The sequence below is a fragment of the Lebetimonas sp. JS032 genome (assembly GCF_000523315.1).
Classification (GTDB): Bacteria; Campylobacterota; Campylobacteria; order Campylobacterales; family Nautiliaceae; genus Lebetimonas.
In genome coordinates, this window is record NZ_ATHS01000001.1 from 1,132,401 (window position 1) to 1,156,240 (window position 23,840).

The 23,840-nt window shown below is 30.9% G+C and carries 28 protein-coding genes and 1 pseudogene; 11 read left to right on the forward strand and 18 right to left on the reverse strand.

The features are described from left to right. Window positions 1–127 precede the first annotated feature (127 nt). From DZ65_RS0106385 to aroB, 3 genes are all read right to left on the reverse strand, one after another. Window positions 128–349: a hypothetical protein gene (locus DZ65_RS0106385; protein ID WP_156920225.1), complete on the reverse strand. Its 222-nt coding sequence runs from the start codon at window positions 347–349 to the stop codon at window positions 128–130. An 88-nt stretch (window positions 350–437) separates the two neighbouring features. Continuing rightward, complete coding sequence (locus DZ65_RS10735) at window positions 438–578, reverse strand: hypothetical protein (protein WP_156920226.1); 141 nt, start codon at window positions 576–578, stop codon at window positions 438–440. Then, window positions 575–1,597, reverse strand: a complete 1,023-nt coding sequence (aroB, locus tag DZ65_RS0106395; protein WP_024791380.1) for a 3-dehydroquinate synthase — start codon at window positions 1,595–1,597, stop codon at window positions 575–577. The genes DZ65_RS10735 and aroB overlap by 4 nt, the downstream gene beginning before the upstream one ends. Window positions 1,598–1,618: 21 nt before the next feature. On the opposite strand from aroB, the gene DZ65_RS11520 reads away from it, so the two are divergent. Beyond that, entirely contained in the window at window positions 1,619–1,804 is a 186-nt protein-coding gene (locus DZ65_RS11520; protein WP_369792332.1) for a DUF5963 family protein, read from the forward strand. A 1,269-nt stretch (window positions 1,805–3,073) separates the two neighbouring features. Beyond that, window positions 3,074–4,192: a tRNA guanosine(34) transglycosylase Tgt gene (gene tgt, locus DZ65_RS0106405; RefSeq protein ID WP_024791382.1), complete on the forward strand. Its 1,119-nt coding sequence runs from the start codon at window positions 3,074–3,076 to the stop codon at window positions 4,190–4,192. A 4-nt stretch (window positions 4,193–4,196) separates the two neighbouring features. On the opposite strand, the gene DZ65_RS0106410 is transcribed toward tgt, so the two are convergent. The 3 genes from DZ65_RS0106410 to DZ65_RS0106420 are packed head-to-tail and all read right to left on the reverse strand — an operon-like array spanning window position 4,197 to window position 5,905. Further along, entirely contained in the window at window positions 4,197–5,006 is an 810-nt protein-coding gene (locus tag DZ65_RS0106410) for a hypothetical protein (RefSeq protein WP_156920227.1), read from the reverse strand. Window positions 5,007–5,034: 28 nt separating this feature from the next. Beyond that, window positions 5,035–5,622: a 16S rRNA (guanine(966)-N(2))-methyltransferase RsmD gene (rsmD, locus tag DZ65_RS0106415; protein ID WP_024791384.1), complete on the reverse strand. Its 588-nt coding sequence runs from the start codon at window positions 5,620–5,622 to the stop codon at window positions 5,035–5,037. Then, window positions 5,609–5,905 carry a hypothetical protein gene (locus tag DZ65_RS0106420; protein ID WP_024787824.1) on the reverse strand — a complete coding sequence of 99 codons (297 nt, stop codon included), beginning with the start codon at window positions 5,903–5,905 and terminating at the stop codon, window positions 5,609–5,611. The genes rsmD and DZ65_RS0106420 overlap by 14 nt, the downstream gene beginning before the upstream one ends. An 81-nt stretch (window positions 5,906–5,986) precedes the next feature. Here DZ65_RS0106420 and DZ65_RS0106425 point away from each other — a divergent pair, with 81 nt between their 5' ends. From DZ65_RS0106425 to DZ65_RS0106440, 4 genes are read left to right on the forward strand one after another with little or no spacing between them, the layout of a single operon-like run. Continuing rightward, a complete protein-coding gene (locus tag DZ65_RS0106425; protein ID WP_024790911.1) occupies window positions 5,987–6,394 on the forward strand; it encodes a flagellar protein FlaG in 408 nt (135 codons plus the stop codon). A 2-nt stretch (window positions 6,395–6,396) separates the two neighbouring features. Continuing rightward, window positions 6,397–8,100 carry a flagellar filament capping protein FliD gene (gene fliD, locus DZ65_RS0106430; protein WP_024791385.1) on the forward strand — a complete coding sequence of 568 codons (1,704 nt, stop codon included), beginning with the start codon at window positions 6,397–6,399 and terminating at the stop codon, window positions 8,098–8,100. Between the two features lie 10 nt (window positions 8,101–8,110). After that, window positions 8,111–8,485 (forward strand): flagellar export chaperone FliS, encoded by a 375-nt coding sequence (gene fliS / locus DZ65_RS0106435; RefSeq protein ID WP_024787827.1) that lies wholly within the window; start codon window positions 8,111–8,113, stop codon window positions 8,483–8,485. 34 nt (window positions 8,486–8,519) lie between these two features. Continuing rightward, a complete protein-coding gene (locus DZ65_RS0106440) occupies window positions 8,520–8,771 on the forward strand; it encodes a hypothetical protein (RefSeq protein WP_024787828.1) in 252 nt (83 codons plus the stop codon). Here the strand turns inward: DZ65_RS0106440 and DZ65_RS10405 are convergent. Beyond that, a complete protein-coding gene (locus DZ65_RS10405) occupies window positions 8,761–9,399 on the reverse strand; it encodes a Crp/Fnr family transcriptional regulator (protein ID WP_024791386.1) in 639 nt (212 codons plus the stop codon). The genes DZ65_RS0106440 and DZ65_RS10405 overlap by 11 nt on opposite strands. Window positions 9,400–9,491: 92 nt before the next feature. Here DZ65_RS10405 and DZ65_RS0106450 point away from each other — a divergent pair, with 92 nt between their 5' ends. After that, entirely contained in the window at window positions 9,492–10,046 is a 555-nt protein-coding gene (locus DZ65_RS0106450; RefSeq protein ID WP_024791387.1) for a rhodanese-like domain-containing protein, read from the forward strand. Here the strand turns inward: DZ65_RS0106450 and DZ65_RS0106455 are convergent, their stop codons facing one another. Genes DZ65_RS0106455 through DZ65_RS0106470 form a run of 4 tightly spaced genes read right to left on the reverse strand, consistent with a single transcriptional unit; the run spans window position 10,047 to window position 13,875 of the window. Next, complete coding sequence (locus tag DZ65_RS0106455; RefSeq protein ID WP_024791388.1) at window positions 10,047–10,796, reverse strand: 4-(cytidine 5'-diphospho)-2-C-methyl-D-erythritol kinase; 750 nt, start codon at window positions 10,794–10,796, stop codon at window positions 10,047–10,049. Then, entirely contained in the window at window positions 10,786–11,016 is a 231-nt protein-coding gene (gene csrA / locus DZ65_RS0106460; RefSeq protein WP_024787833.1) for a carbon storage regulator CsrA, read from the reverse strand. The genes DZ65_RS0106455 and csrA overlap by 11 nt, the downstream gene beginning before the upstream one ends. Beyond that, complete coding sequence (gene truB, locus DZ65_RS0106465) at window positions 11,010–11,864, reverse strand: tRNA pseudouridine(55) synthase TruB (RefSeq protein WP_024791389.1); 855 nt, start codon at window positions 11,862–11,864, stop codon at window positions 11,010–11,012. Before truB ends, csrA begins: the two co-directional genes overlap by 7 nt. Before the next feature lie 19 nt (window positions 11,865–11,883). Continuing rightward, the gene (locus DZ65_RS0106470) at window positions 11,884–13,875 is read right to left on the reverse strand and encodes a UvrD-helicase domain-containing protein (RefSeq protein ID WP_035908197.1); all 1,992 of its coding nucleotides are present in this window, start codon (window positions 13,873–13,875) and stop codon (window positions 11,884–11,886) included. A gap of 107 nt (window positions 13,876–13,982) precedes the next feature. On the opposite strand from DZ65_RS0106470, the gene DZ65_RS0106475 reads away from it, so the two are divergent. Next, the gene (locus tag DZ65_RS0106475) at window positions 13,983–14,852 is read left to right on the forward strand and encodes a LysR family transcriptional regulator (protein WP_024791391.1); all 870 of its coding nucleotides are present in this window, start codon (window positions 13,983–13,985) and stop codon (window positions 14,850–14,852) included. Here DZ65_RS0106475 and DZ65_RS0106480 read toward each other — a convergent pair. From DZ65_RS0106480 to DZ65_RS0106490, 3 genes are read right to left on the reverse strand one after another with little or no spacing between them, the layout of a single operon-like run. Next, complete coding sequence (locus tag DZ65_RS0106480; RefSeq protein WP_024791392.1) at window positions 14,839–15,255, reverse strand: hypothetical protein; 417 nt, start codon at window positions 15,253–15,255, stop codon at window positions 14,839–14,841. The genes DZ65_RS0106475 and DZ65_RS0106480 overlap by 14 nt on opposite strands. Beyond that, the gene (locus tag DZ65_RS0106485; RefSeq protein ID WP_024791393.1) at window positions 15,245–16,966 is read right to left on the reverse strand and encodes a M3 family oligoendopeptidase; all 1,722 of its coding nucleotides are present in this window, start codon (window positions 16,964–16,966) and stop codon (window positions 15,245–15,247) included. Before DZ65_RS0106485 ends, DZ65_RS0106480 begins: the two co-directional genes overlap by 11 nt. A gap of 12 nt (window positions 16,967–16,978) precedes the next feature. Then, complete coding sequence (locus tag DZ65_RS0106490) at window positions 16,979–17,560, reverse strand: aminotransferase class IV (protein WP_024791394.1); 582 nt, start codon at window positions 17,558–17,560, stop codon at window positions 16,979–16,981. Window positions 17,561–17,650: 90 nt separating this feature from the next. Here DZ65_RS0106490 and glnA point away from each other — a divergent pair, with 90 nt between their 5' ends. Beyond that, a complete protein-coding gene (gene glnA, locus DZ65_RS0106495) occupies window positions 17,651–19,117 on the forward strand; it encodes a type I glutamate--ammonia ligase (RefSeq protein ID WP_024791395.1) in 1,467 nt (488 codons plus the stop codon). A 21-nt stretch (window positions 19,118–19,138) separates the two neighbouring features. Here glnA and DZ65_RS0106500 read toward each other — a convergent pair whose 3' ends face one another. The 4 genes from DZ65_RS0106500 to DZ65_RS10580 form a co-directional block, all read right to left on the reverse strand. Beyond that, window positions 19,139–20,095, reverse strand: a complete 957-nt coding sequence (locus DZ65_RS0106500; RefSeq protein ID WP_024791396.1) for an aminodeoxychorismate synthase component I — start codon at window positions 20,093–20,095, stop codon at window positions 19,139–19,141. 15 nt (window positions 20,096–20,110) lie between these two features. Then, window positions 20,111–20,983, reverse strand: coding sequence for an aspartate carbamoyltransferase catalytic subunit (locus DZ65_RS0106505; RefSeq protein WP_024791397.1), 873 nt, complete (start codon window positions 20,981–20,983; stop codon window positions 20,111–20,113). A 113-nt stretch (window positions 20,984–21,096) separates the two neighbouring features. Next, window positions 21,097–21,987, reverse strand: coding sequence for a tRNA 5-methoxyuridine(34)/uridine 5-oxyacetic acid(34) synthase CmoB (gene cmoB, locus DZ65_RS0106510; RefSeq protein ID WP_024791398.1), 891 nt, complete (start codon window positions 21,985–21,987; stop codon window positions 21,097–21,099). A 13-nt stretch (window positions 21,988–22,000) separates the two neighbouring features. Then, window positions 22,001–22,189: a hypothetical protein gene (locus DZ65_RS10580; protein WP_084021922.1), complete on the reverse strand. Its 189-nt coding sequence runs from the start codon at window positions 22,187–22,189 to the stop codon at window positions 22,001–22,003. A gap of 37 nt (window positions 22,190–22,226) precedes the next feature. Between DZ65_RS10580 and DZ65_RS0106515 the strand changes: the two genes are divergently transcribed. Further along, a complete protein-coding gene (locus DZ65_RS0106515; protein ID WP_035908202.1) occupies window positions 22,227–23,411 on the forward strand; it encodes a M20/M25/M40 family metallo-hydrolase in 1,185 nt (394 codons plus the stop codon). 73 nt (window positions 23,412–23,484) lie between these two features. Beyond that, a pseudogene (locus DZ65_RS10020) lies at window positions 23,485–23,839 on the forward strand (DUF6394 family protein). Window position 23,840: the final 1 nt, after the last annotated feature.

A 23,840-nucleotide genomic window follows, 5' to 3' on the forward strand; every position in this document is an offset into this window, starting at 1 on the left:
GTATAAATTTTAAAATAATAATTAAAAATACAATTATTTTTAATGGTTCAAGCTTTTTTTTTTAATTCTAAAACATTTAAAATTATTTTCTAATTGGTTATCTTTAATTTTTACTTCTTTTTTTAATTTATCTAATTCTCTTTAAATTGTTTAATGTTTCTTTAAACTGCTGATATGTCTGAATGTTCTGCAAAAGAACATTTTTTATCTGCTTTTCATAATTAATTGCGGAAAATATTTCAAACGGGTTTTCTATCTGTGGTGCTTTTGGAATATTTTTTAATTTAATCAATGTGTTGAAAATATTTTCGTTTTCTTTTAACAAATCAAGCTGTGTCTGTATAGTCAAAAGCTTTTTTTTATATCTGGGATTTTTTTTAGAGAGATATTTTAATTTATTGTATGTATTGAGTAATTTTTGGTAATCTATATAGTTTTTATATGTTAAGTAAAAAGAATTTTTTGACAGTTCGGTATTTAATTTTAATATTGTTTTTTTTAGTCATATTAAGTTCAGTTAAATTATTATCGTTTGCATATAAAAAAATAAAAGAAATTATTAAAAAAAATATTTTCACTTAAATTTCCTTAAAACATTTAAAACAGTTTCTTTATCTATATTTTCAATTATTTTATATTTACCGATAAGCTCTGGAATTATAAATTTAATTTTATTGTTCATTGTTTTTTTATCGGCAAAAAAATGCTCATAAAATTCTTCTTCGTCTTTTATTTTAAAACTTGTAGGTAAATCGTATTTTTTCAGTAATTTTTTAATTCTTTCATTTTCCTCAGCAGTTAAATATCCAAGTTCAATTGATAATTCATTTGCCATAACCATGCCTATTGCCACAGCTTCCCCGTGGAGGTATGTTTTGTAATTTGTCAGGTTTTCTATTACGTGTCCGAATGTGTGTCCGTAATTGAGTACGCTTCTTATTACTTTTTCTTTTTCATCTTTGTTTACGACATCTGCTTTTATTTCTACGCTTCTTTTTATAATTTCTTCAATACTTAATTTATCATTTTCTAAATTTTTAAAAAATTCCTTATCAAACATTACGGCCATTTTAATAACCTCAGCCATACCTGCCGCAAATTCCCTTTTTGGTAAAGTAGTTAAAAAATGGGTATCTATATAAACAGCTTCAGGCTGATAAAAACTTCCTATTAAGTTTTTTCCAAATTTATTATTTATTCCTGTTTTCCCTCCTACAGAACTGTCAACCATAGCAAGGAGTGTAGTTGGAATTTGAATAAATTTAATGCCTCTAAGAAATATTGAAGCCGCAAATCCGCTCATATCTCCTATTACTCCTCCCCCAAATGCTATAATTACAGAATTTCTGTCATATTTTGCATCAAACAGTCTCTCAAGTGCGTATTCAATGCTCCCAAAATTTTTATACTCTTCACCGTCCGGTAACGTAATTATTTTAAGCTCATCCGTTTTTAAATGATTTAACAGATAATTTAAATGATATCCGGCAACTGTAGGGTTTGTGATTACGGCCGTTTTTGCATTTAGCGTTAATCGTGGCAGTTTTTTAATCGTTATGTCGTATGTTTTGTTTGGTGTTTTTATATTTACTTTCATTTTTCTCCTTATTTTACCGGGATTAAAAACTGGGAAAATTTATCAAGCATTATATATGCATTGTATATTTTCGGATTGAAAATTTGGAAAATTTTTAAAACCGGCGCTGAAATAAACGGTTCAATTATACAGATGTTTTCTTTTGTTTTTAATTTTATTATCGGATTTTTTTGTGTTTTGGTAAATGAAATTTTTTTAAAATTATAAACCTTTGCAAATTTTTCCAGATATTCTTTTAATTCTTTCAGGTCTTTTTCTTCTATAAAGGGTTCTAAAAAATTTATCCCCAAATTTAATTGAAAAGACAAATCAAAAATACTCGGTGCAATCCGATCAAGCATTTTATCCTGTAAAAGAACCACAAATTCTTTACATTTTTTAATTGACTCGTCCCCCTGTTTAAAAACAGGGATTTTAATGTCGAAAAAAGTTTTTTTATATTTATAAAAATATCCGTTATTGGTAATTACCAGTCCTATATTATATATATTTGTATCATTTTTTAATGTTTTTTCATAATCCGATGAAAAATAATCTGTGTATATGTCTATGTTTTTGAATTTATAAAGTTTGTAAATTTTAAAATTTAATTTAGGATTGATAAGTTTAATAATTAATTTTTGATTTTTTAATTTTCTATGTAAAAACAGTGCTGATTTTAAAAGATTATAAAGAGTTTTTTTATCCGTTTGCATATCGATTAAAAGATAAATGTTTCTTCCGTAAGGAGCCGGGAAAGCCCCCAGGTTTTTTTTGCTTTCTATAAAGAAGGATTTTAATTTCTCAGGCTCTCCTATAAGTAAAAGTTTATCATTGGGAAGAATCAGTGTGTGTCTGCTGGGAATAATGAATTTGTTCTCTCTGTAAATTACGGCAATTTTTATATTTTTCCATCTTTGGATAAAATTGGGGTTTTTATAAGCGAAAACAGAATGGGGAGGAATTTCCACTTCAAGTATTTCACCGATTCCAAGGCCTATATCCCTTGCGAAAAGGGGCACATCCGGAAGATGGTCTAAAATTTTGTTTGTAATTAATTCAATATTGTCTATTATCTCAATATTGTTTTGTAAAGGAATTTCAATATTTTCCCAAAATTTCGCAAATACGATTGAAGAGTAATTTTTTATTTTATTTATTACAAATTCAGCTGTTTTTTTGTTTTTTATATAAACAATTATTTTATTTATATCTTTAAAAAAAAGCGAGCGGTATAATTCGAATGCAAAAAAGGGTATTTTATAATAAAAAAAATTTTCTTTTTCAATTTTTGTTATTTCATCTTCTTTTTCATATATTATATAATACTCAGCTTCTTGAACATAAGAAGAGGCTATTTTTTCTATTAATATTTTGGATTCCTTTGCGCCGGCAAACAAAACTATTTTATTCAAATAAAACCTTTGATAAAATTTCAGTAATTATATCATATGTAATTAGTGAGTAGTGAGTGGTAAAAAATAAAAAAGGAAAATTATGGAATTTAAAATTGATGCCATTGATTCAAATGCAAGAGCGGCTACATTAAAAACAGACCACAGTGAAATTAAAACACCTATATTTATGCCTGTGGGTACGGCGGCGGCCGTGAAAAGCCTTGATGCTGTTGATTTAATGAATATTTTGGATGCAAAAATAATTCTCGCTAATACATATCATTTGTATTTAAGGCCGGGTGATGAGACTGTTAAGAGTTTCGGCGGTCTTCACGGATTTAGCGGATATAACAGAAGTTTTCTGACAGACAGCGGTGGATTTCAGGCTTTTTCGCTGGGGGAGAATGTAAAATTTAGCGATGAGGGTATCTGGTTTAAAAGTCATATTGACGGAAGCAGCCATTTTTTTTCACCAGAAAAAGTTATTGATATAGAATATAATTTAAACAGCGACATTATGATGGTTTTGGATGATTTGATAGCTCTTCCGAATACAAAAGAGAGAATAAAAAAATCAATAGAAAGAACAACCCAGTGGGCCAAAAGAAGTCTGATTCATCATATTAGTAAAGGGGCAAAAAACAATCTTTTTGCCATTGTTCAGGGCGGAGTGGATTTTGAGTTTAGAAAAATTAGTGCCGAAAGTCTTGTGGAAACCGAAATTGAGGGAAGAAGTTTTGACGGATTTGCAATAGGGGGTTTAAGTGTCGGGGAAGAGAATCGGGTTATGTATGATACAATAGAATATACTGTGCCGTTTCTTCCCGAAAATAAACCAAGATATTTAATGGGGGTAGGAACTCCGGAAGATATAATAGAAGCAATTGAGAGAGGAGTTGATATGTTTGATTGCGTGATGCCAACTCGCAATGCAAGAAACGGTTATCTGTTTACCTCTTTTGGGATTTTAAGAATTAAAAATGCAAAATACAAACTAGATAGTAGGCCGATTGATGAAAAATGCAACTGTTATACCTGCAGAAATTTTTCAAGGGGGTATTTAAATCATTTATTTAGGGCAAAAGAGCTTACCTATTTCAGACTTGCCACAATTCATAATCTGCATTATTATTTGAATTTAGTAAGTAAAGCCAGAGAAGCTATCATAAATAAAAAATTTAAAGAATTTAAAAAAGAATTTTATTCTGCGAGAAATTAAATTTTTATGTCCTGAATTTTACAGGCAGTTCTTTAAATTCCAGATTTTTTCTGCTTTTTAAAATATTTCCGTTTTTATCGATTTCAAATGTATAATCTACTTCAGCTCCCATTTCATCAGTTGAAGTTGCATTTAAAATAATGTTGTTATTTTTGATATAAATTGAAGTTGGATAGTCATCCATTCCTAAATCTATTCTTCTTGCCCAGACAATTTTTTTGTTTGATATATATACGATTAAAATGTCGTCATTTGTATAAGTGATACTCCCTAAAACCAGCATTCCTTTATTAAAAGGAATTATAAATTTTGCATTTTCTTTTTTTACAGATGCTATTTTTGAATATAATGAGGCGTTTTTATAGATATAAATATCTGATTGTGTTTTATTGTTATAAACATTAACAGCTGTATAAATATCGTTTTTATTTATAAAAAAATCAGCGGGGGCGGCATATTTTTTCCCTAAATAAACAGTGCCTATTAATTTAAATGTTTTTAAGGAAAAAGTTAAAATTACAGGCATTTCTTTGATGTTATCATATCCCAAGATATAAAACAGTCCGTTTTTAACTGTATATTTAGTAGGTTCAACTGAATTTTTTATCAGTTTTTTTGCAACTAAATTATAATTTTTGTCTAATTTATTTATACTGATTCCGTTTGGCTGCATTTTAGAAAAATAATAATAATCTTTATAAAAAATTAAACTGTTTTCTGTTACCCCGTATTTTTTTAATAATTTTATATTAGAAGTTGGATTTGCTTTTTGCAAAGACGTTTGATTTTGAACACATCCTGCAAAAAACAACATTAAAATAATAAATTTTCAAAAAATTTTTTTATTCATAATATGTTACTGCGCTTTTACCGAATTTTTTTGTTTTTATTTTTTTATAATTTCCAAGAGTCTCCGGGAAATCGTAATTGCTTTGATGCTCTATTATAATTTTTTCAACATTGATTTTCGGAAGCTGTTTTATTAAAGTCTGGACTTTATCGTAAATATCTTCAAAACCTTCCCTTATAGCAAACGGCGGGTCGAAATAGAAAAACGCTTTTTGTTTGTTTCTTTTAAGCTCTTCTATAACATCCCATATAGTTTCAAAGCTGTCTCCCAAAATAATCGAGCATTTTGATGCGTCTTCAACTTTTAGGGAATCAATGTTTCTTTTTAAAACTTTGGCGGCTTCGGGGTCTTTTTCCAAAAAATAAGCTTTGTTTGCGCCTCTGCTTACAGCTTCAAGTCCAATGCTTCCAACACCGCTGAAAACTTCCACCCAGTTTGAATCGGGCACTTCCCACTGAAGGGTGTTAAAAACACTTTCTTTAAGTATGTTTTTAGTACTTCTTGTAGTTCCCTTGTTTCCCATAAAAAGTTTTTTTCCTCTGTATTTTCCGCCTATTATTTTTATATTACTCTTTTCCATAATGTTCCTTAATTGTTTTTATAAGTTCTTTTTTACAGTTTTCAAGAATTTTTTCTATTTTATCTTCTATTGTTTCTTCATTGTTTTTTATATTCAGAATTTTTTCCAACTGTAATAAAAGAGATGTTTTTGTAAAAGGCTTTTTTATTTCTTTTCCTATTGTTATCCCGTTTTTTTCGGGGTTGTCTGTTATTAAAATACCGCTGTTATCTATGTAATCTTTTAAAAAATATTCAAGCGTATATTGTAAAAGAGGAGAATCACATTCGACTTTTACTTTCAATTAAAACCTTTTTTATAATTTTAACATAAAATTTTTTAAAAATTTGACGATATAATTACAGTTAATTTAAAGGGGTAAAAAATGGATGTTTTCTCTTCAGTTAAAAACAATATTCAAAAAACACAAAATTATGACAATATAAATAAAAATATAAATCAGAATAAAATTGAAATGCAAAAACTAAATCAGACAAATGATTATGAAAATAAAAAAACATTAACCCAAAAAGCCACTCAAACCGATAATAAAATGGATAAAGAGCATTTAAAAAAAGAGCTGCAAAAATTGACAGAAGAGCTGAACAGGGCTATAAATCCTTTAAATACCTCTTTAAAATTTAAATTTAATGATAAAATTGATTTTTTAACGGTCGAAGTGGTTGATACCAAAAAAAACGATGTAATAAGAAAATTCCCGAGTGACGAAGCATTGAGACTTATGGAAAAAATGAAAGAAGTGGTGGGAATATTATTTGATAAAAAAGGATAAAAATGGGCAGTGATTTCGGAAGCTTAAGTTCCCTTGGAATAGGAAGCGGTGTTTTAACATCAAATGTAATCGATAAATTAAAAAATGCAGATAAGGAAATAATGGTTAAACCGATTGAAAGCAAACTTGAGCTGGCGAAAAAAAAGGAAAAGGCTTTAAGTGAATTTCAGGCAATCGGCGCTATTGTAAAAACTGATATGATAGACCTTGCAAGCGGCTCTGTTTTTGCAAAAGTAAATACGTCTGTGAGCGGAAGCAGTGTCAGCGTAAGCGCCAGTGACGGGGTTAAGCCCCAAACTTTTGATATAAATGTCAATAATTTGGCTCAAAACGACATATATGAATCAAACGGTTTTAGCGGAAGCGACGAAGTGATTAACACAAGCGGAAAAGACCAGGTTTTAAATATAGGCGTAGGAGGTGTTTCTTCCACCATAACCCTGAAAGCCGGCTCAACGCTTAATGATTTAAAAGACACCATCAATAATGCAAATATCGGAATTACCGCTTCTATTATAGATACGGGAATAGGCAATAATCCTTATAAACTTATTTTAAAAGCCAATGATACGGGGGCTGAGAATATTATTAAATTCAATTATTCAGGAATAGAAGATTTGGGCTTAAATGCCATAAATTATACATCCGCTTCGTTTAATTCAGATACAGACAGCATAAATAACAGCGGGACTGCCCAGACATTTAAAATTACCGTTAACGGGGATGAATATACAATGAATGTGGCTGACGGGGAGAGTGTTGGTGATTTTATAAATGCTTTGAATAACGGTAATCTTAAAGACAGTGACGGGAATTCTTTAGGAATAAATGCGACTTATGATAACGGGCAGATAAAATTTAAAATGGAGGCTGTCGGTGATATTTCCATAGACGATACGAATTTACTGAGCGATTTTAACAGTAATACTGCTTTTACAAATTCAAACAGGATACAAAAAGCCGGAGATGCCGATTTTATATATAATGGTGTGGAAATAAACAGAAGTTCCAATAAAATAGACGATTTAATCCCGGGGGTTACAATAAATCTTAGTTCTACCGGAAATTCAACGGTTAATATAACATCAAATATTGATGAAATTACAAAATCTATTCAAAAATTTGTAGCAGATTACAATAAAATGATTTCAAATCTTCAAAGTCTTACGGCATTTGATAAAGATACCGGTAACGTGGGGCTGTTTCAGGGCGAAAGCGAATTTACCTCTCTTGGGAGCAGTTTTTATTCCGATATTTTCGGTGTGGTTTTAAGCGATAAGGGTGAGGCAAGTGACAGAAACGGAAACAAATACACAACCGATATAACTTTTAGTGCCACTGATTTGGGATTTGATTACAACAGAACAGGCATGATAAGCTTTGATGCAGATAAATTTAAAGACGCCTATAATAAAAATCCTGATCTGGTTGAAAGATTTACCACTACCGCTTTTACAAACCTTAAAGTGGATTTTGATTCCAAAATCACCGGTGATAACAGCTCTTTGAATCTTTTAAGCCAGGAGCTTAAAACAGATGAAAAAAGTTACAAACAAAGAATGGATGCCATGAATCAGTTTCTTGAAACAAAATACGAAATAATGTCTAAACAGTTTGCCGCCTATGATGAGATGATAAATGAATTTAATGCAAAAAGCCAGAGTCTTACAATGATGATTCAACAGGCAATAAATGCAAAAAAATAAAGGATAGATAATGACATATAATAAAGCCCTTGAAAGCTATAATCAAATGAATGTTCAAATTGACAAGCCTGAAAAACTGGTTCTTATGCTTTATGAAGGAGCATTAAGATTTGTTAATTTTGCAAAAAAAGCCATAAAAGAGGGAGATATAGAGAAAAAAGTTAAATATATTATAAAAGTGTCAAATATATTTATAGAACTTATTAATTCTCTTGACTATGAAAACGGAGGAGATATCGCATATTATTTAAACGGGCTTTACGGATATCAGCTGGAGTTATTGGCAAAAGCAAATTTGGAAAATGACGAAAAATATCTTGAAGACGTAATAAGGGTGTTAAAAGGTTTAATTGAAGCCTGGAAAGAAGAAACTGGGATAAGTTAGGAAGGTGAGTTGTGAATTGTGAAAGTGGGAGTAGATGGAAAATTATTTGAATGAGCTGAAAATTGCTGTAATTAATGAAGATTTTGATAAATTAAAAAAATTAGTAAAAGAAGATATTACATTTTCTTCCATTGAAGAGGCTGAAGAGATTAATGCATATATTAAAAAAGCGGTAAAAATTCTGAAAAAAGAAAAAGAAAAACTTTCACATGAAATGCAAAAAATTAAAAAACTTCAAAAATTTAATATTCAAAAGAAAAACGATTTGTTTAATTTTAAAATTTGAAATTTCTTAGAGCTTTTATATCTTTTATAAAAAATGTTTTTTGACCTTTTTTTTCCATGATATTATTTTTTATAAGCATATTTAAAAACATCGATAATGTCTGTCTGGAAGTTCCCAAGAAAGTGGCGAATTCATCGATTGTACAGTTTAAATTTATTTTTAAACCTTTAGGTGTTTTTTCCCCAGCGGCTATTGCGGCGGATGTTAAAAATTCAATTGCCCTTTGGGAACAGGTTTTAAATGCCAAATCAAATATAAGCTCCCTTTCTATATTTATGTTTTTGGTTAAAGAATTTAATAATAAATTACAAAAATTAGGGTCTTTGAATAATTCATAATATTCATCTGCTTTTAAAAAATAAAATTCACTGTTTTCTTTTGCTTTTATTATATTGTTTTGATTACAGTAGGCCATATTGTTTTTGCATAGATAATATAGCGTTATTTCTTTTTCATTATTATAATATGTTACTTTGATTTTACCTTTTTTAATAATTAAAATACGTTCGCTATTTGGAAAACATATTTCATTTTTTTTAAGATATCTTTTGGGAATATTGTCAAAATAGTCTGATTTCAAAATTTTTTCTATATCTTTTGATTCTATCAATATTCTGCAATTTGGCATAAAATTCCTTTTTTGTCAGACTCCTGACATTTTTAAAATTCATTATGAATTATAATTCATTATGAAATAAAAATCAAATTAAGGAGAATAAAATGAAACTTGGAAGAATTTTAGGATTATCATTAATTGCAGCTTCTTTTATGTTTGCACACACTTTTAAACTTGCCGACACTATAAAAGGTGCAGGCCCTATGGTTAAAAAATTCAATGCTGAATGCCATTATTATGAAAAATATATAAATTACATTACGCCTGATGAGCTTAAAAAATGGATTGATGAAGACAAAGATTTTACAATTGTTGATGTAAGAAGCGTTGACGAAATGAAAGGCGGAGAAATAGACTGGCCGGATTATGACGAATATCCAAGAGGGGATGTTGCCATTTATGCAGCAATGGGCGGTTTGAAAAAAAATAATGTTTATGTTTTTGTATGTGCAACAGGCCACAGGGCGGTATTGGCCGGAGCGGAACTTGTTAAATGGTTTAATTTTCCTAAAAAGAACATTTATGTTTTAAGAGGCGGTATCAACGGATGGCTTAATTCAGGATATTCAGTTGTTAACAAAGTTACAGAGTTTGGAGGATTCAAAGGTTTGAAGAAAGCAGGAAAAGTAAAAGAACCTGTTATTTTAGACCAGTTTTAATTAATTCCCTTCTCCGGGAATTTTAAAAAAACTGCTGCCGCTTCCGCTGAAAAATCCAAAATCTTTATATTTGTTAAGTTCAGGGTAAATTGTAAGAGCCGGCATTAATAAATCATTAAGCTCAGCAGGGTGTTTTGATGATAATAATTTCTGTGTGGAAATTTTGTCAAAGTCGCTGTCTTTGGGATTGAAAAAATTTTCTTTATAGGTTTTATAGACTTTTGGGGTTGAACATTCAACGGGAGGTGTAAAAATTTCTATGTCAAAACTTTTTTCTTCAACCGGTTCAACTGTTTCGCCCCTTCCGTAAACATTTGCCGTGTCCACATCATATAAAAAGAAAGCGACATCGCTTCCTATTTTTTTACCAATTTCAACCAGTTCTTTGGTGGATAGGTTTAAATTAAAAGCTTTGTTTGCCAAAAGTAAAAATGCGGCCGCATCGCTGCTGCCTCCTCCTAGTCCCGCCATTTCGGGAATTTTTTTATGGATTCTGATTTCTTTTCCAATAAAAAATTTTTTAATCTCGGGATAGGTTTTTGTTAATTCAACATAGGCTTTGAATACACTGTTGTCTCTTAAAACACAGTTTATATCCCCCACAATATTAAATTTATCAGCTTCAACTATTTCTATTTCGTCATATAGATTTTTTACCCTCATAAATCTTGATTTTAACAGATGATAATATCCGTCAAATCCCACTATTTTTAAAAATATATTTACTTTTGCATATGCTTTAATTTTCATTAATAACCTTTGAAAGATTTTTAATATCTTCTAATTTATTACCTGCCGCTTTTAAATTCTGCTCTTTCACCTCTTCAATCAGTTCGCTTCTTAAAATAGTTTTATTTCTCGGAGCCTGGATTCCTATTTTAACCTGATTTTTATCTATTGAAACTATTACAATTTCAATATCGTCTCCTATTTTTATTCTTTCGTTTTCTTTTCTTGATATTACTAACATAATTCAATCCTGTTTAAGATATATTTTACTTCTTCGTTAATTTCAATAATAGCAAAATATTTATCATATGTCACAAAATAAATACCGTTTTTTTGAATTTTAAAATCATTTTTATTTAATTTTTTACCAAGTAACAAATTATTTATATCATTTAAATAAAAATTTTCTTCTACATTTAAATATTCAAGAGGATTTAATTTTTTTTCGCATTCATAAAAAAATTTACCCTCATTTACTCTTTCAAGATATGTTAAGCTTCCAACAGTTCCTAATTTTTCGGCAATATCATATCCTAACGTTCGGATATACGTCCCCTCACTTACACTTGCTTTAAACGTAATAAACGGATGTGAATAATTAATTAGCTCTATGTCAAAAATTTTTATTTGAATTTCTTTATCCAAAAATTCATCATTTTTCATTTTCCATTTTTCATTTTCCATTAGTTTATATGCCCTAATCCCGTTTATTTTTTTTGCTGAGTAACGGGGCGGAGACTGAAATTGCCTGCCTTTGAATGAATTTAAAACTTGTTTTATTTTCTCAATTTCTAATTTTTCAACATTTTCAATTTTTTCAATTTTTTCTATATCAAGGGTGGGGGAATAGGCTCCGAGCAATAACGAAGCAATATATGTTTTTGGAGTTTTTTTTAAAAATCTGAACAGTTTGGTATACTGACCCGTGGCAATAATAAGGCTGCCGCATGCAAACGGGTCAAGCGTTCCGGAAAATCCCATTTTTTTAATGCCGTATTTTCTTTTTAATTGATTTAAAAATTTGTTTGAACTTATGAAACTTGGTTTTTTAGCCACAAACAACAAATTATTGCACTCACTACTCACCATTTTCACTACTTACTATTTTTTACGCTTTTTCCACAAAGTCGCTTAATATTTCCCTGACACTTCCACCAAAATCTATTTTAAGTTTTGTTTTGTTTCCCGCTTTATTTATTCCTATGATTCTTCCGGTTCCGAATACTTTATGTTTGACAAGGGTGCCGTTTTTTATTCCGCTGCTTTCTTTTAAATTTACCCTTTCTCCTTTAATCAAGCCTGCTTCAGTTAAAAATCTGCTTTTTTGGACATGGCTTCTTGAACCTCTTACATATCTGCTTTGGGTGTAAGATAATGTCAGTTTTTTTCTGGCTCTTGTGAATGCTACATAAGCAAGTCTTCTTTCTTCTTCTATATCAGCATCGCTAAGCGGGAAAAATCCTTCTTCCAAACCTATAACAAAAATATGGTCAAACTCCAATCCTTTACTTGCATGGATAGTCATTACGTTTATCATTTCATTGGTAATTTTGTCCTGGTCGCTTTCAAGGGAAAGCTCGTTTAAAAATTCTCTTATATTCAAATCTTTTTTATCCCTCATTGTTCCGTAAAATTCTTCAACATTTCTTTTTTTGTCTTCATCTTTGTAAGAATTGCTAAAATCAATAATTTCTTCCAGAATCTCAGGAATTTCATCAATATTTTGTTTTGAAAGCATTTCAAGAAAAGATGCGAAATCTTTTAATGATTTGGCTGTTTTTTTACTCAAAAATTCCAGATTGTCCTCTTTTATAAATTCAATATAGCTTTTATCGCCCTTTCTTTGTTCAATTTTAAGTATTGTGGCTTTTCCTATACCCCTTTTGGGCTTGTTTACAACTCTTTTAAAAGAGTATTCGTCATGGGAATTTACTATAAGTCTTAGATAACTTATTAAATCTTTTATTTCTTCCCTTTCATAAAATTTCATACCTCCGACAAGTTTGTAAACTATGCCGTAACTTCTAAGAGCGTCTTCAATTGAGCGTGAAAGTGCGTTAATTCTGTAAAGAACGGCTATTTCCCTTGGGCTTACCCCGTTTTCAATCAGCCTTTTTATTCTTTTCGCTATTTCTTCTCCTTCGGCTATTTCATTGTAGCTGGCAATTATTTCAACACCGTCTCCGTTTCCGTTTGCCGAAATAAGTTTTTTACCGTATCTTTGTTTATTGTAGCTTATTAAATTATTGGCTGCTTCGAGTATTTGATTGGTTGAGCGGTAATTTATCTGAAGTTTGACGACTTTTGCCCTGAAGTCTTTTTCGAAATTTAAAATATTTTTGTGGTTTGCCCCCCTGAATCCGTAAATTGACTGGTCGTCGTCTCCAACCACACAGATATTATTGTGATTAATGCAGAGTTTTTTTAATAAAAGAAGCTGTATTTCATTTGTATCCTGATATTCATCCACCATTATATACTGATATTTGTCTGAAATTTCGGAGCATAAATCTTCATTGTTATGTAAAATGTCAAAAGGTAAAAGCAGTAAATCGTCAAAATCAACCAGATTGTTTTCAAGCAGATATTTTTGATATTTATCATAAATATAAGCGAGTTTTTTATAAGTGGTGTCGTTTGCAAGCGAAAAAACCTCATCCGGATTAAGAAAGGAATTTTTATATTTACTTATTTCTTTACTGATAAAATTTGCCGGCAGATCGTTGGAGATGGATTTTATTATTTTTTTCTGGTCGTCCGTGTCTATTATTACAAAATTATTATCCCTTTTTAATAAATATATATACAGTCTTAAAAACATCAGTCCGAATTTATGAAAAGTTACGAGCAGCGGAGGATGTGCTATGTTTTCTCCGACCATGTTTAAAGCCCTCTCTCTCATTTCCGCGGCGGCTTTGTTTGTAAAAGTGAGTGTGAGTGTGTTTGCGGGGTCTATTCCCAAAGAGAGCAGATAAGCAAGGCGCGTTGTAAGCGTTTTTGTTTTTCCGCTTCCGGCACCCGCAAGTATCAGTAATGCCCCGTCGATATGTGTTGCGGCTTTTTTCTGTTCTTCGTTTAATTCTTCTAAAAAATACAAAATTTGCCTTTTTTTATTAATTATAACAAATTTTTATAAAAAAATAAAAAATTAATTTATAATTTAATTTTTATTATGTTATAATTTTTTATTATATTTAAAGGAAAAGTATGAGCATTAAATATTTGGACAAAATATATACTTTTTTGGTTATTTACAAAGAGTCTTCGTTTTCAAAAGCAAGCAGGGTTTTGGGGATTTCCCAGCCGGCGGTTACACAGCAGATAAGAATTTTGGAAGATTTTTTGGGTGTGAGTCTTTTTGAAAGAAAAAAAACGGGTGTTCTGCTTACAAAAGAAGGTCAGGAATTTTTAAAATATGCCAGAGATTTTGAAAAATTTTTAAATAATTTTGAAAATAAAATTAAAGAATTCAAAAAAATGGATACACCTTTTTTGATAGGCGCATCCCCTACTGTCGGTAATTATAATCTGCCTGAGTGTATTAAATATTTTCAGTCTTTAATAAACAAAGATATTAATCTGATTATTAAAAGCAATAATGAATTATTGGAAGATGTGGAAAAAAAAGCTCTGGATTTGGCGTTTGTTACCAAAAAAAATAAAAACTCTCTTTTTTATGAAGAATGGATAGAAGACGAACTGGTTGTTTTTTCCAATAAACCGCTTCCTCCCAAAATAAGTATTGATGAACTTAAAAAATATAAAATGATATGCAGGGAGCCCAATTCCTCCACAAGGGAGTTTGTGAAAAAAATGTTTGAAGCTAAGGAATTTGAGTGCGATACGTTAAATATTATAAGCGTTGTTCATAATTCCACAGCTTTAAAATACACGGTTTTAAATTCATCCGAGCAGGTAGTTTCCATTATTTCGAAATCGGTTATCAAAGGGGAGCTTAAAAATAAAAAACTGTTTGCCTCAAAAATAAAAGATATGAATCTAAAAAGAAAAACATATGTTGCATACAGGGAAAAAGCAAAAGAAATAGAAGCTATTTTAAATTTTATTCATCAATAAATTTTTTATTTCTCGGATTCATTGCAAACGGATTTTTCGGCTTTTGCGGTTTTGGAAGCGTGGCGGCAATATTTATAAAAAGAGGGTTTTCCCCTTCGGTTATTTGAATAATATTTTCAACAGGAACGCTTACAACACTTCCGAAATTCTCTTCTCCAAATCCGGCTTCGAAAATTAATTTTTCATTTTCGATATATGAACTTTCGAGTGTATAATTTGCCAAAGTAAATATTATTACCTCTTTAAATGCACTTGAGATATATTCCGGAAGAGCAGGATTAAAGTTTATGCCGTTTAAAGAGCATAAGATATTAAAAGGTCTGTTTATTTCAAGCAAAAGAGATAAAATTTCTTTTGCATGTTTTGTTTTTAAATTTCTAAATTCCCGTGCTTCAATTATCATCTATAAGCCTTTCAAATTCGTTTAACATCTCTTTTACAAATTCAATTCCGCTTTGCCAGAAACTTTCATCTTCTATATTCAGATCAAACATTTCCAGCTGTTTTTTCGGAGGTATGCTTCCTCCCTGTGAGAGGAATTTAATATATTTTTCTTCAAAATTATTAAATCCGTCTTTATATAATTTAAACAGTGTAAGAACAAGCAGCTGGGCGTAAGAATAAGCATAGCAGTAAAACGGGGAATGAATAAAATGAGGGATATAACTCCACCAGATTTCATAATTTTTGGTAAGTGTTACGCTCTCTTTAAACATTTTTTTATTTTCTTCCATCCATAATTTATTATATTCTTCTTCGGATAATTCATCGGCTTCATGTACTTTTCTTTCGAAATTTGTAAATACAATCTGTCTAAAAAGTGTGGCAAAAATGTCTTCGAGTTTACCTGCATAAACCCCGATTAATTCTTCTTTAGTGAGGGAATTTTTAATTTTTTCAAATAAAAGCATTTCAGAAAAGATGCTTGCAGTCTCCGCCGTTGTAAGGGGTGTGTCCTGATTGATATATCCTGCTTCCCTTGCCAAATACTGATGAATTGCATGGCCTAATTCGTGAGCAAGCGTAAATACATCCCTTCTTTGGGAAGTGAAATTAAGAAGTACATACGGATGCGCTTTTGGTGTGGCCGAGTGGGAAAACGCACCTCCTCTTTTGCCTTCTTTTGGATATACGTCAATCCATTTTTCTTCGAACGCTTTTTTGGCAATTTCATAAAAAGTGTCCGAAAAATCTTTGAAACTCTCAAGCACCAAATTTTTGGCTTCATCAAAAGTAATTTCTTTTTCTTTTATATTCAAAGGGGCGTATCTGTCATAATCGTAAAGTTTATCTAAACCGAGGAGCTGTTTTTTAATACTATAATATTTTTCCACAATCCATGTGTTTTCATTAACCGTATTAACCAAAGCGTCAACACTTTTTTTAGAAACTCTGTTACTTAAATGTCTCGGAGCTTCGATGTTTTCATATCCCCTGATTTCCACATATTCTATTTTCCAGTCTTTTTTTATCTGATTGTAAATATAGGCTAAAATATGCTGATGGGGTTTGAGTCCGAGTGTAAGGGCGATTTGTGCCTTTTTTCTTTCATTTCTCTCAGGTGAATAGAGTTTGCTTAATATTTCTTCTTCGCTCAGATATTTGCCGTCAAAAAAGAATTTAAGTTTGCTTAAATGCTCATCAAATAGCCTGGAAAACGCCGAAGAGCTTGTCAAATCTTTTTTCATTAATATTTTTTCTTCTTTTTCACTTAGTTTATAATAACTTTCTTCTTGCAAATGAATTAAATAATATTTGTAAATTCCCGAATTATCAATAAATTTTTGCTGTTTATCAATAGGGAGATGAATAAATTCAAGCTCAAAAAAAACCAGATGTTCCTGTGCTTTTGTGGCAATTTCCTGAAATTTTGATAAAAAACTCCCTTTACTTGTATCGGTTGCAAATATAAGATATATATAAGTTAAACTTCTTCCTATATTTTCCAGAATATCTTCGTATTCCTTTAAGACCTCAATAAATTCATCGGCGGATAATGTATAAAGTCTGTTTTTATATTTTTTTTCAAAATCCGCCGCCCTGAAAGAAGCCTCTTTTAAAAATTCTTCGGCTTCGGGTATTGAATTAAATAGTGCACTTAAATCCCAGTTCATTTTTATCCTTTTTTATCTAATTATATCAAATTCATTTATTTCCTTAAATCCCAAAATTGCATTAATCATTGCCATCTTTTTAAAATAAGGCAAATCGTAAATATGAATATTTTCTTTTTTTATTAATCCTTTTTCAAGCAGCTCCTGCCTTTTTGTGCCTTTTAGTAAAGGATATTTCGGTGTTATCCATTCACTTCCCGTAAAAAATGCCAGGTTGGAAATGGTGGTATCGGTTATAAGGGAGTTTTTTACTAAAATAAACTCATCAAAATCAATGGAAGATGTAGAGTGGAGAATGGAAAATGCTTTTCTGTTTTTATATTTAAAAGGATAATTAAAACCAATTTCTACAATTTTAAATTTTCTAAAGTTTCTTTTTTTAAACGGAAAAACTTCAATATTTCTTATTCCATCATATGAATATGTTATTCTTACTCTTGCGTTGGTTAATTTATCAAAATTTAACTTTTCACTTTTCACTTTTAACGTTTCACTTTTAAAAAAATGTTTAATCGTTTTTTCCATTCTTTTTAAATGATAATCTAAATTTTGAATTTTTCCGTTTTTAACTAAAACTGTTTCAATAAATTCCATTTTTTCTCCATTGATTAAAATTTATACAAAAAATTTTTTCACTTTAAATTTTATTTAAAGTATAATACTAAAAACAAAAAAGGAGAGCAAATGGAAAACGCAAAAAAATTTTTAACTGAATGCAAAGAAAAAGAGATAGAATTTATCGATTTCAGATTTACAGACATAAAAGGGATTTTGCATCATGTGGCTTATGATATAGACAGCATTGATGCTGAAGTGTTGACACACGGTATTCCTTTTGACGGAAGTTCAATTCCGGCATGGCAGCCTATTAACAATTCAGATATGATTTTAAAACCGGATTTTGAAATAGGAACACATTTTGTGGACCCTTTCACAGCTGACCCTACAATGGTTGTTTTTTGTGATGTTTTAAATACAGACGGGACTCCATATGAAAAATGTCCTAGAAGCATTGCAAAAAACGCATTAAAATATATGGAAGAGCAGGGTATTGCGGATGCGGCCTATTTCGGTCCTGAAAATGAATTTTTTGTGTTTGATAACGTAATTATCAGAGATGAAATCAACTCCCAGTGCTACGAAGTTGATTCAAGCGAAGGTGTATGGAATGATTATGCAGATTTTGGAGATGAACTAAATATCGGTCACAGACCAAGAACAAAAGGCGGATACTTTCCGGTGCCACCGGTTGATTCTATGATGGATTTAAGAGCTGAAATGGTAAAAGTTTTAAAAGAAGTAGGACTTGAAACATTTGTTGTTCACCATGAAGTCGGACAGGCTCAGGGAGAAATAGGTGTTAAATTCGGAACATTGGTAGAAGCTGGGGACAATGTACAAAAACTTAAATATGTTGTAAAAATGGTTGCCCATTTAAACGGAAAAACAGCCACATTTATGCCAAAACCTTTATACGGGGATAACGGTAACGGAATGCATACGCACCAGTCTTTATGGAAAAACGGTAAAAATCTTTTCTATGACGCCAACGGATATGCACATTTAAGCGATGTGGCTAAAAAATATATAGCGGGTGTGTTTGAACATGCGAATGCGGTTGCTGCGTTTACAAATGCATCTATGAATTCATACAAAAGACTTCAGCCTGGATTTGAAGCGCCTAATATTTTGGCTTTCAGTGCAAAAAACAGAAGTGCAAGCTGTAGAATTCCGTGGGGTGCAGGTGAAAAATCTGTAAGAACAGAATTCAGATTCCCTGACAGTACCTCAAACCCTTATTTGGCATTTACTGTAATGATGTTGGCCGGACTTGACGGAATCAAAAATAATCTTGAAATTTATGATGCGGCAAAAGAGCCTTTAAATGAAGATTTGTTTGAACTTAGTCTTGATGAAATCAAAGAAAGGGGAATAAGAACACTTCCAGCGACTTTAAGAGAAGCTATTTATGCCGTTGAAGACGAGCTTAAAAATCCCGATAGCTTTTTAAAAGCAAAACTAAAAGACGGAACACAGGTATTCAGCGACGAATTTATAAAAACATATATTGATTACAAATACGAAACAGAAATTATTCCAATTGAGGGAAGACCGCATCCGTATGAATTTATAACTTCATACTCTTGCTAATTTTCTCCTTTTTTTCTTTTTTTAAAGCGGAATGTAAACTTTATTAATCATCTCTTCATATTCTTGTTTTATATTGCTGTCTATTGTTATTCCGCCGCCGCTTTTATATATATAGTGAGTAGTGAGTAGTGAATAGTGAGTGGTGAGTGGTGAGTGGTGAGTAGTGAGTGGTGAATTGGGTTTTTCAATATAACGAATTATTACGGCGCTCTCAAGAAATGTTTTTTCATCAGTAATCCCAAAAATTCCGGTATAAAAACCTCTTTCGTAACCTTCAATCCTTTTTATAATTTCAACGGTTTTTTTCTTTGGTGTGCCGCTTATACTGCCGGCAGGAAGTATTTTTAAAATCATTTCAAGCCAGTTTTTCTGCCAGTTATTTAATGTCGCTTCGATTTCGCTGCTAACCTGTAAAAGTTCTTTATCTCCTGCTTTTATTTTGTCAATAAATCTGAATTTATTTACTTTTATATTTTTTCCAATAATACCTAAATCATTTCTTAATAAATCTACAACCATGGTATGTTCGGCCATCTCTTTTTCATTATTTAATATAAGTTTTTTTGCCTGTGGAATATGGGCTTCAATTGTACCTTTCATAGGGTATGTATATATTTTGTTATTTTTTATTTTTATAAATCTTTCAGGAGAAAAACATACAAATTTATTTTTAAAATATAATTTAAAAGGGGCTTTTGCCCAGTAAAATATGCTTAATAAATCCCAGTTTGTCTGAATTTTTGTAGGAAATGTAAGGTTTAAAAGATATGTGTTTCCGTTTTTAATTTCTTCAATTACTTCATTGAAAGCTTTTTTGTATCTATCAAAACTTATCGGATATTTTTTAAAAATAAGTTCTTTTTTTACCGGTTTTTTAGGGAGAAGTTTAAATGGAGGAAAAGTAAAATAGATATTGTCTAAATTTTTAACTTCATCAATAAAAATATTTCCGTTAAAATCTATTAAAAAAAATTTCATTTACCTATCACTTATTTAACTTAATAAATATTTAAGTATTCCCATTCTCACCGCAACACCGTTTTTTACCTGCTCAAGCACCAAACATCTTTTATCTCTCAACACTTCATCATCAATATCTATGTTTCTGTGAACAGGCCCCGGGTGCATTATAAAGATATTTTTATCTTTAATTAATTTTTTGGTAATTTTAAAATTCTGGGCGTAATCTTCAAGTGAAGCAAATGTGGCGTTTTGGTGTCTTTCAGTCTGGGTTCTAAGACTGATTATCGCATCACTGATTTCAATTGCCTTTTTTAAATTATACGTGGTCTTTAAATGTGTTTTTGGTAAAAACTGAGGGGGACCCACTAAAATAACATTTGCCCCAAACCTTGTAAACAGTTCAATATCGGAATTTGCAACCCTTGAATTTCTGATATCCCCTACGATTGATATTGTTTTGCCTTCAAGTGAATTCCATCTTTGAAGCAGTGTAAACAAATCAAGAAGCCCCTGGGTGGGATGCTGGTGGGCTCCGTCACCCGCATTGATAATGGAGCATTTAACATAACGTGAGAGTATTTTTGGAACGCCTGAGCGGTTGTGTCTTACCACTATTGCATCAGGCCCCATTGCATCAAGGTTTGCAGCGGTATCGTATAAAGTTTCGCCTTTTGCGGTTGAACTCCTTGCCACGTCTAAATTAACCACATCCGCTCCCAGTCTTTTAGCTGCTATTTCAAAGCTGCTTCTTGTACGGGTGGAATTTTCAAAAAAAATATTTATAATTAATTTACCTTTTAAATCGTCTCTTTTTTTTTCATCTAGGAAATTTTTCGCATATGAGAAAATTTGTAATATTTCTTGCTTTTTTAATTCTTTTGTATGGGTTAAATGTTTTGACATTTAATTCCTTTTTTGTATAATTTTACTATATCTTTAAAAAAAGGAGAAGTTATGGATTTTGGAACAGTATTTATCATAAAGTGTGTTTTAGTTTATAAAAGTTCGCCAGAAAATTAATTTTTCAGTTTTAAATATACGCGCAAGGGGGGTGGATACCCTTCTACTGTTTTGGTCTGGTCAACATTCAAAAAGTTATTTAAACTTTCGCCTTCAATCCATTCAGTTTTTCGCTGCTCTTCGGTAGTTGTGTATCTTTTCCCTAAAAATTCTATATTTTTAAATTTTGCTTTTTCTATCCAGTTATAAAGTGCTTTTAAAGTAGGTATAAAATAGACATTTTTCATTTTTGCATATCTTACGGGACTTAGGGCGATTTCTTCTTCTCCTTCAATAATAAGGGTATCCAAAATAACCTCTCCGTTTTTTTTAAGTCCTTTTTTTAGCTCTTTTAGCATTGTAATAGGGTCTGGCCTGTGGTATAAAACACCCATACAAAAAATAACATCAAATTTTTTAGAATAAAATGGAATATGTTCAACTCCAAGAAGTCTGTATTTAATATCGCTTTTTACAAATTTATTTATAAATTCAAACTGAAGGTTAAATAAAGCGCTCGGGTCGAATATTTCTATGCTTTTTGGGTTCATTTCAAGCATTCTGAGGGCATAATATCCGTTATTCCCACCGACATCCAAAATTTCTTTATTTTCTAAATCTAAAAAAGGCTTAATAATATTCCATTTTATATAGCTTTTCCATTCGGTATCTATAAAAATGTCATTTATTTTAAAAGGTCCTTTTCTCCAGGGTTTTAGCATTTTTGCAATTTCTAAAATTTCTTTATCATCTTTTTCAGTTTCAATTTTAATTACATCATCTAATATATACTTGGAGCTTGGAACTTGAAACTTGGCTACTTTTTCATATATCGGTTTTATATTTTTCCAGTTAAACCAATTTCCCCTTTCTTTTAGTATATCTTCAATATTTAATTTATTATCCATTATACATTCTCCATTAATTGCAGTTTAGACATATTTTTTTCTTTTTCTTTTTGAAATAATAGATATTGTTATCACATGTTTTATGATAAACCCCGTATAAATCGTAATTTTCGTGACACTGTGGATAATAATTCAAAGAAACTCCCTCTTTATTTACACATCCAAGGAAAAAAAATGGTAATATAATCAATAGATATTTCATAAAAAAACCTTTTTTTAAATTATACCAAAGGATAAAAATGGAAGTGCTTAAAATATTTGAAAAAATAACAAAAATTCCCCATTGCAGCGGTAAAACAGAAAAATTAAGAGAATTTATTATTGAATATGCAAAAACACAGGGTTATTGTGTAAAAGTGGATAAAGCGGGAAATATTTTGGCTTTCAGTGAAAAACCTGTTATTTGTCTACAGTCCCATATAGATATGGTATGTGTTGGAAAAGCTCCGGATATTGAAATTGAAAGTGACGGAGAATGGATATGTGCTAAAAACTCATCACTCGGGGCTGATAACGGAATAGGTGTGGCAATTATGCTTTTTTTAGTGAAAAAATATAAAAATATCGAATATCTTTTTACTAATGACGAGGAAATAGGACTTATCGGGGCGTTTAATTTAGAACTTAAAATTAATTCCCCATATCTTCTTAATCTTGACAGTGAAGATGAAAATATTTATATAGGATGTGCCGGAGGGGTTGACGCTGTTATAAACTATCCTTTAAAGAGGGTAAAAAAGAAAGGCTTTTTAGCCGATATCAGTATAGATAATCTCCCAGGTGGTCACAGCGGGGTTGATATACACAAAAATATACCCAACGCCATTAAAGAGCTGGCTTTTGATGTAAATGAAGTTGCGGAAATTAGGGGAGGGGAAAGGAGAAACTCCATTGCCAAAAGCGCGAAGGCAAAAGAATTTTTTGAAAACAGTTACGGCAGAGAAACAGAAATTTTTGACGGGGATTATATAAAATTTTTAAAAAATCTGCCTCACGGGGTTTTGGAATATGACTTTGAATTTAATGTCGTAAATAAATCAATTAATTTAGCAACAGTTGAAAATGAAAAAATAACCCTCTCCCTGCGTGCCAATTCAAATGAAGCTTTAGATGAGGTAAAAGAATATTTAAAATCCAAAGCAGGAGGGGCTGAAATTAAATTTGAAGGAGAATATCCTGCATGGAAACCTGAAATCAGCAAGCTTGCCGAAATGCTAAAAGAACTTACAAATTTTGATTTTAAGGTTATACACGCCGGGCTTGAATGTGCCGTGCTTAAAAATAAATTTCCAGACGTTTCCATGGCATCAATAGGTCCTGTCATAGAAAATCCGCATTCAGTAAGAGAAAGGGTAAATATAAAATCAATTCAAAAAACTGTGGCTACGGTAGAAAAACTGTTACAAAAAGTTACAAAAAATTAAATAAAAATTAATAAAAAACGACCTTTTTTATCTGAAAGAGTATGATAATAATAGAAAATAAAAAAGGTTGCAAATGAATATGTATAAAATTATTTCCGGATTTTTCTTTATACTTGCCATGACCATCAATTTCGGGTTTTTTTACGGTGACCCCACTGTAATCGAGCAGCACAGCGCCTGGGAGCTCTTTTTTGCAATTATTGTAAATTTAGTCGCCACGACAATGAAACTGGGTGATAAAACACAGCTCGGTGCGGTTTTACTGGCCACAAGTCTTGTTGCCGATTTACAGCTTATACTCTCTTCCATTGTATGGGCTGTATCACTTGACAGCTGTAACCATTGTTTCTCTTTCCGGAGGGGCACTCTTAGCTAATATTGTTTCTGTTATTTTGTTTATGGCGGATACCATTAAGTCAAAAAGATAAA

Excerpts from the sequence above, each read along its gene's own strand:
- aroB (WP_024791380.1), bottom strand. The coding sequence starts at position 1,597 with ATGAAAGTAAATATAAAAACACCAAACAAAACATACGACATAACGATT.
- tgt (WP_024791382.1), top strand. The coding sequence starts at position 3,074 with ATGGAATTTAAAATTGATGCCATTGATTCAAATGCAAGAGCGGCTACA.
- DZ65_RS0106410 (WP_156920227.1), bottom strand. The coding sequence starts at position 5,006 with ATGTTGTTTTTTGCAGGATGTGTTCAAAATCAAACGTCTTTGCAAAAA.
- rsmD (WP_024791384.1), bottom strand. The coding sequence starts at position 5,622 with ATGGAAAAGAGTAATATAAAAATAATAGGCGGAAAATACAGAGGAAAA.
- DZ65_RS0106425 (WP_024790911.1), top strand. The coding sequence starts at position 5,987 with ATGGATGTTTTCTCTTCAGTTAAAAACAATATTCAAAAAACACAAAAT.
- fliD (WP_024791385.1), top strand. The coding sequence starts at position 6,397 with ATGGGCAGTGATTTCGGAAGCTTAAGTTCCCTTGGAATAGGAAGCGGT.
- fliS (WP_024787827.1), top strand. The coding sequence starts at position 8,111 with ATGACATATAATAAAGCCCTTGAAAGCTATAATCAAATGAATGTTCAA.
- DZ65_RS0106440 (WP_024787828.1), top strand. The coding sequence starts at position 8,520 with ATGGAAAATTATTTGAATGAGCTGAAAATTGCTGTAATTAATGAAGAT.
- DZ65_RS10405 (WP_024791386.1), bottom strand. The coding sequence starts at position 9,399 with ATGCCAAATTGCAGAATATTGATAGAATCAAAAGATATAGAAAAAATT.
- DZ65_RS0106450 (WP_024791387.1), top strand. The coding sequence starts at position 9,492 with ATGAAACTTGGAAGAATTTTAGGATTATCATTAATTGCAGCTTCTTTT.
- DZ65_RS0106455 (WP_024791388.1), bottom strand. The coding sequence starts at position 10,796 with ATGAAAATTAAAGCATATGCAAAAGTAAATATATTTTTAAAAATAGTG.
- csrA (WP_024787833.1), bottom strand. The coding sequence starts at position 11,016 with ATGTTAGTAATATCAAGAAAAGAAAACGAAAGAATAAAAATAGGAGAC.
- truB (WP_024791389.1), bottom strand. The coding sequence starts at position 11,864 with ATGGTGAGTAGTGAGTGCAATAATTTGTTGTTTGTGGCTAAAAAACCA.
- DZ65_RS0106475 (WP_024791391.1), top strand. The coding sequence starts at position 13,983 with ATGAGCATTAAATATTTGGACAAAATATATACTTTTTTGGTTATTTAC.
- DZ65_RS0106480 (WP_024791392.1), bottom strand. The coding sequence starts at position 15,255 with ATGATAATTGAAGCACGGGAATTTAGAAATTTAAAAACAAAACATGCA.
- DZ65_RS0106485 (WP_024791393.1), bottom strand. The coding sequence starts at position 16,966 with ATGAACTGGGATTTAAGTGCACTATTTAATTCAATACCCGAAGCCGAA.
- DZ65_RS0106490 (WP_024791394.1), bottom strand. The coding sequence starts at position 17,560 with ATGGAATTTATTGAAACAGTTTTAGTTAAAAACGGAAAAATTCAAAAT.
- glnA (WP_024791395.1), top strand. The coding sequence starts at position 17,651 with ATGGAAAACGCAAAAAAATTTTTAACTGAATGCAAAGAAAAAGAGATA.
- DZ65_RS0106500 (WP_024791396.1), bottom strand. The coding sequence starts at position 20,095 with ATGAAATTTTTTTTAATAGATTTTAACGGAAATATTTTTATTGATGAA.
- DZ65_RS0106505 (WP_024791397.1), bottom strand. The coding sequence starts at position 20,983 with ATGTCAAAACATTTAACCCATACAAAAGAATTAAAAAAGCAAGAAATA.
- cmoB (WP_024791398.1), bottom strand. The coding sequence starts at position 21,987 with ATGGATAATAAATTAAATATTGAAGATATACTAAAAGAAAGGGGAAAT.
- DZ65_RS10580 (WP_084021922.1), bottom strand. The coding sequence starts at position 22,189 with ATGAAATATCTATTGATTATATTACCATTTTTTTTCCTTGGATGTGTA.
- DZ65_RS0106515 (WP_035908202.1), top strand. The coding sequence starts at position 22,227 with ATGGAAGTGCTTAAAATATTTGAAAAAATAACAAAAATTCCCCATTGC.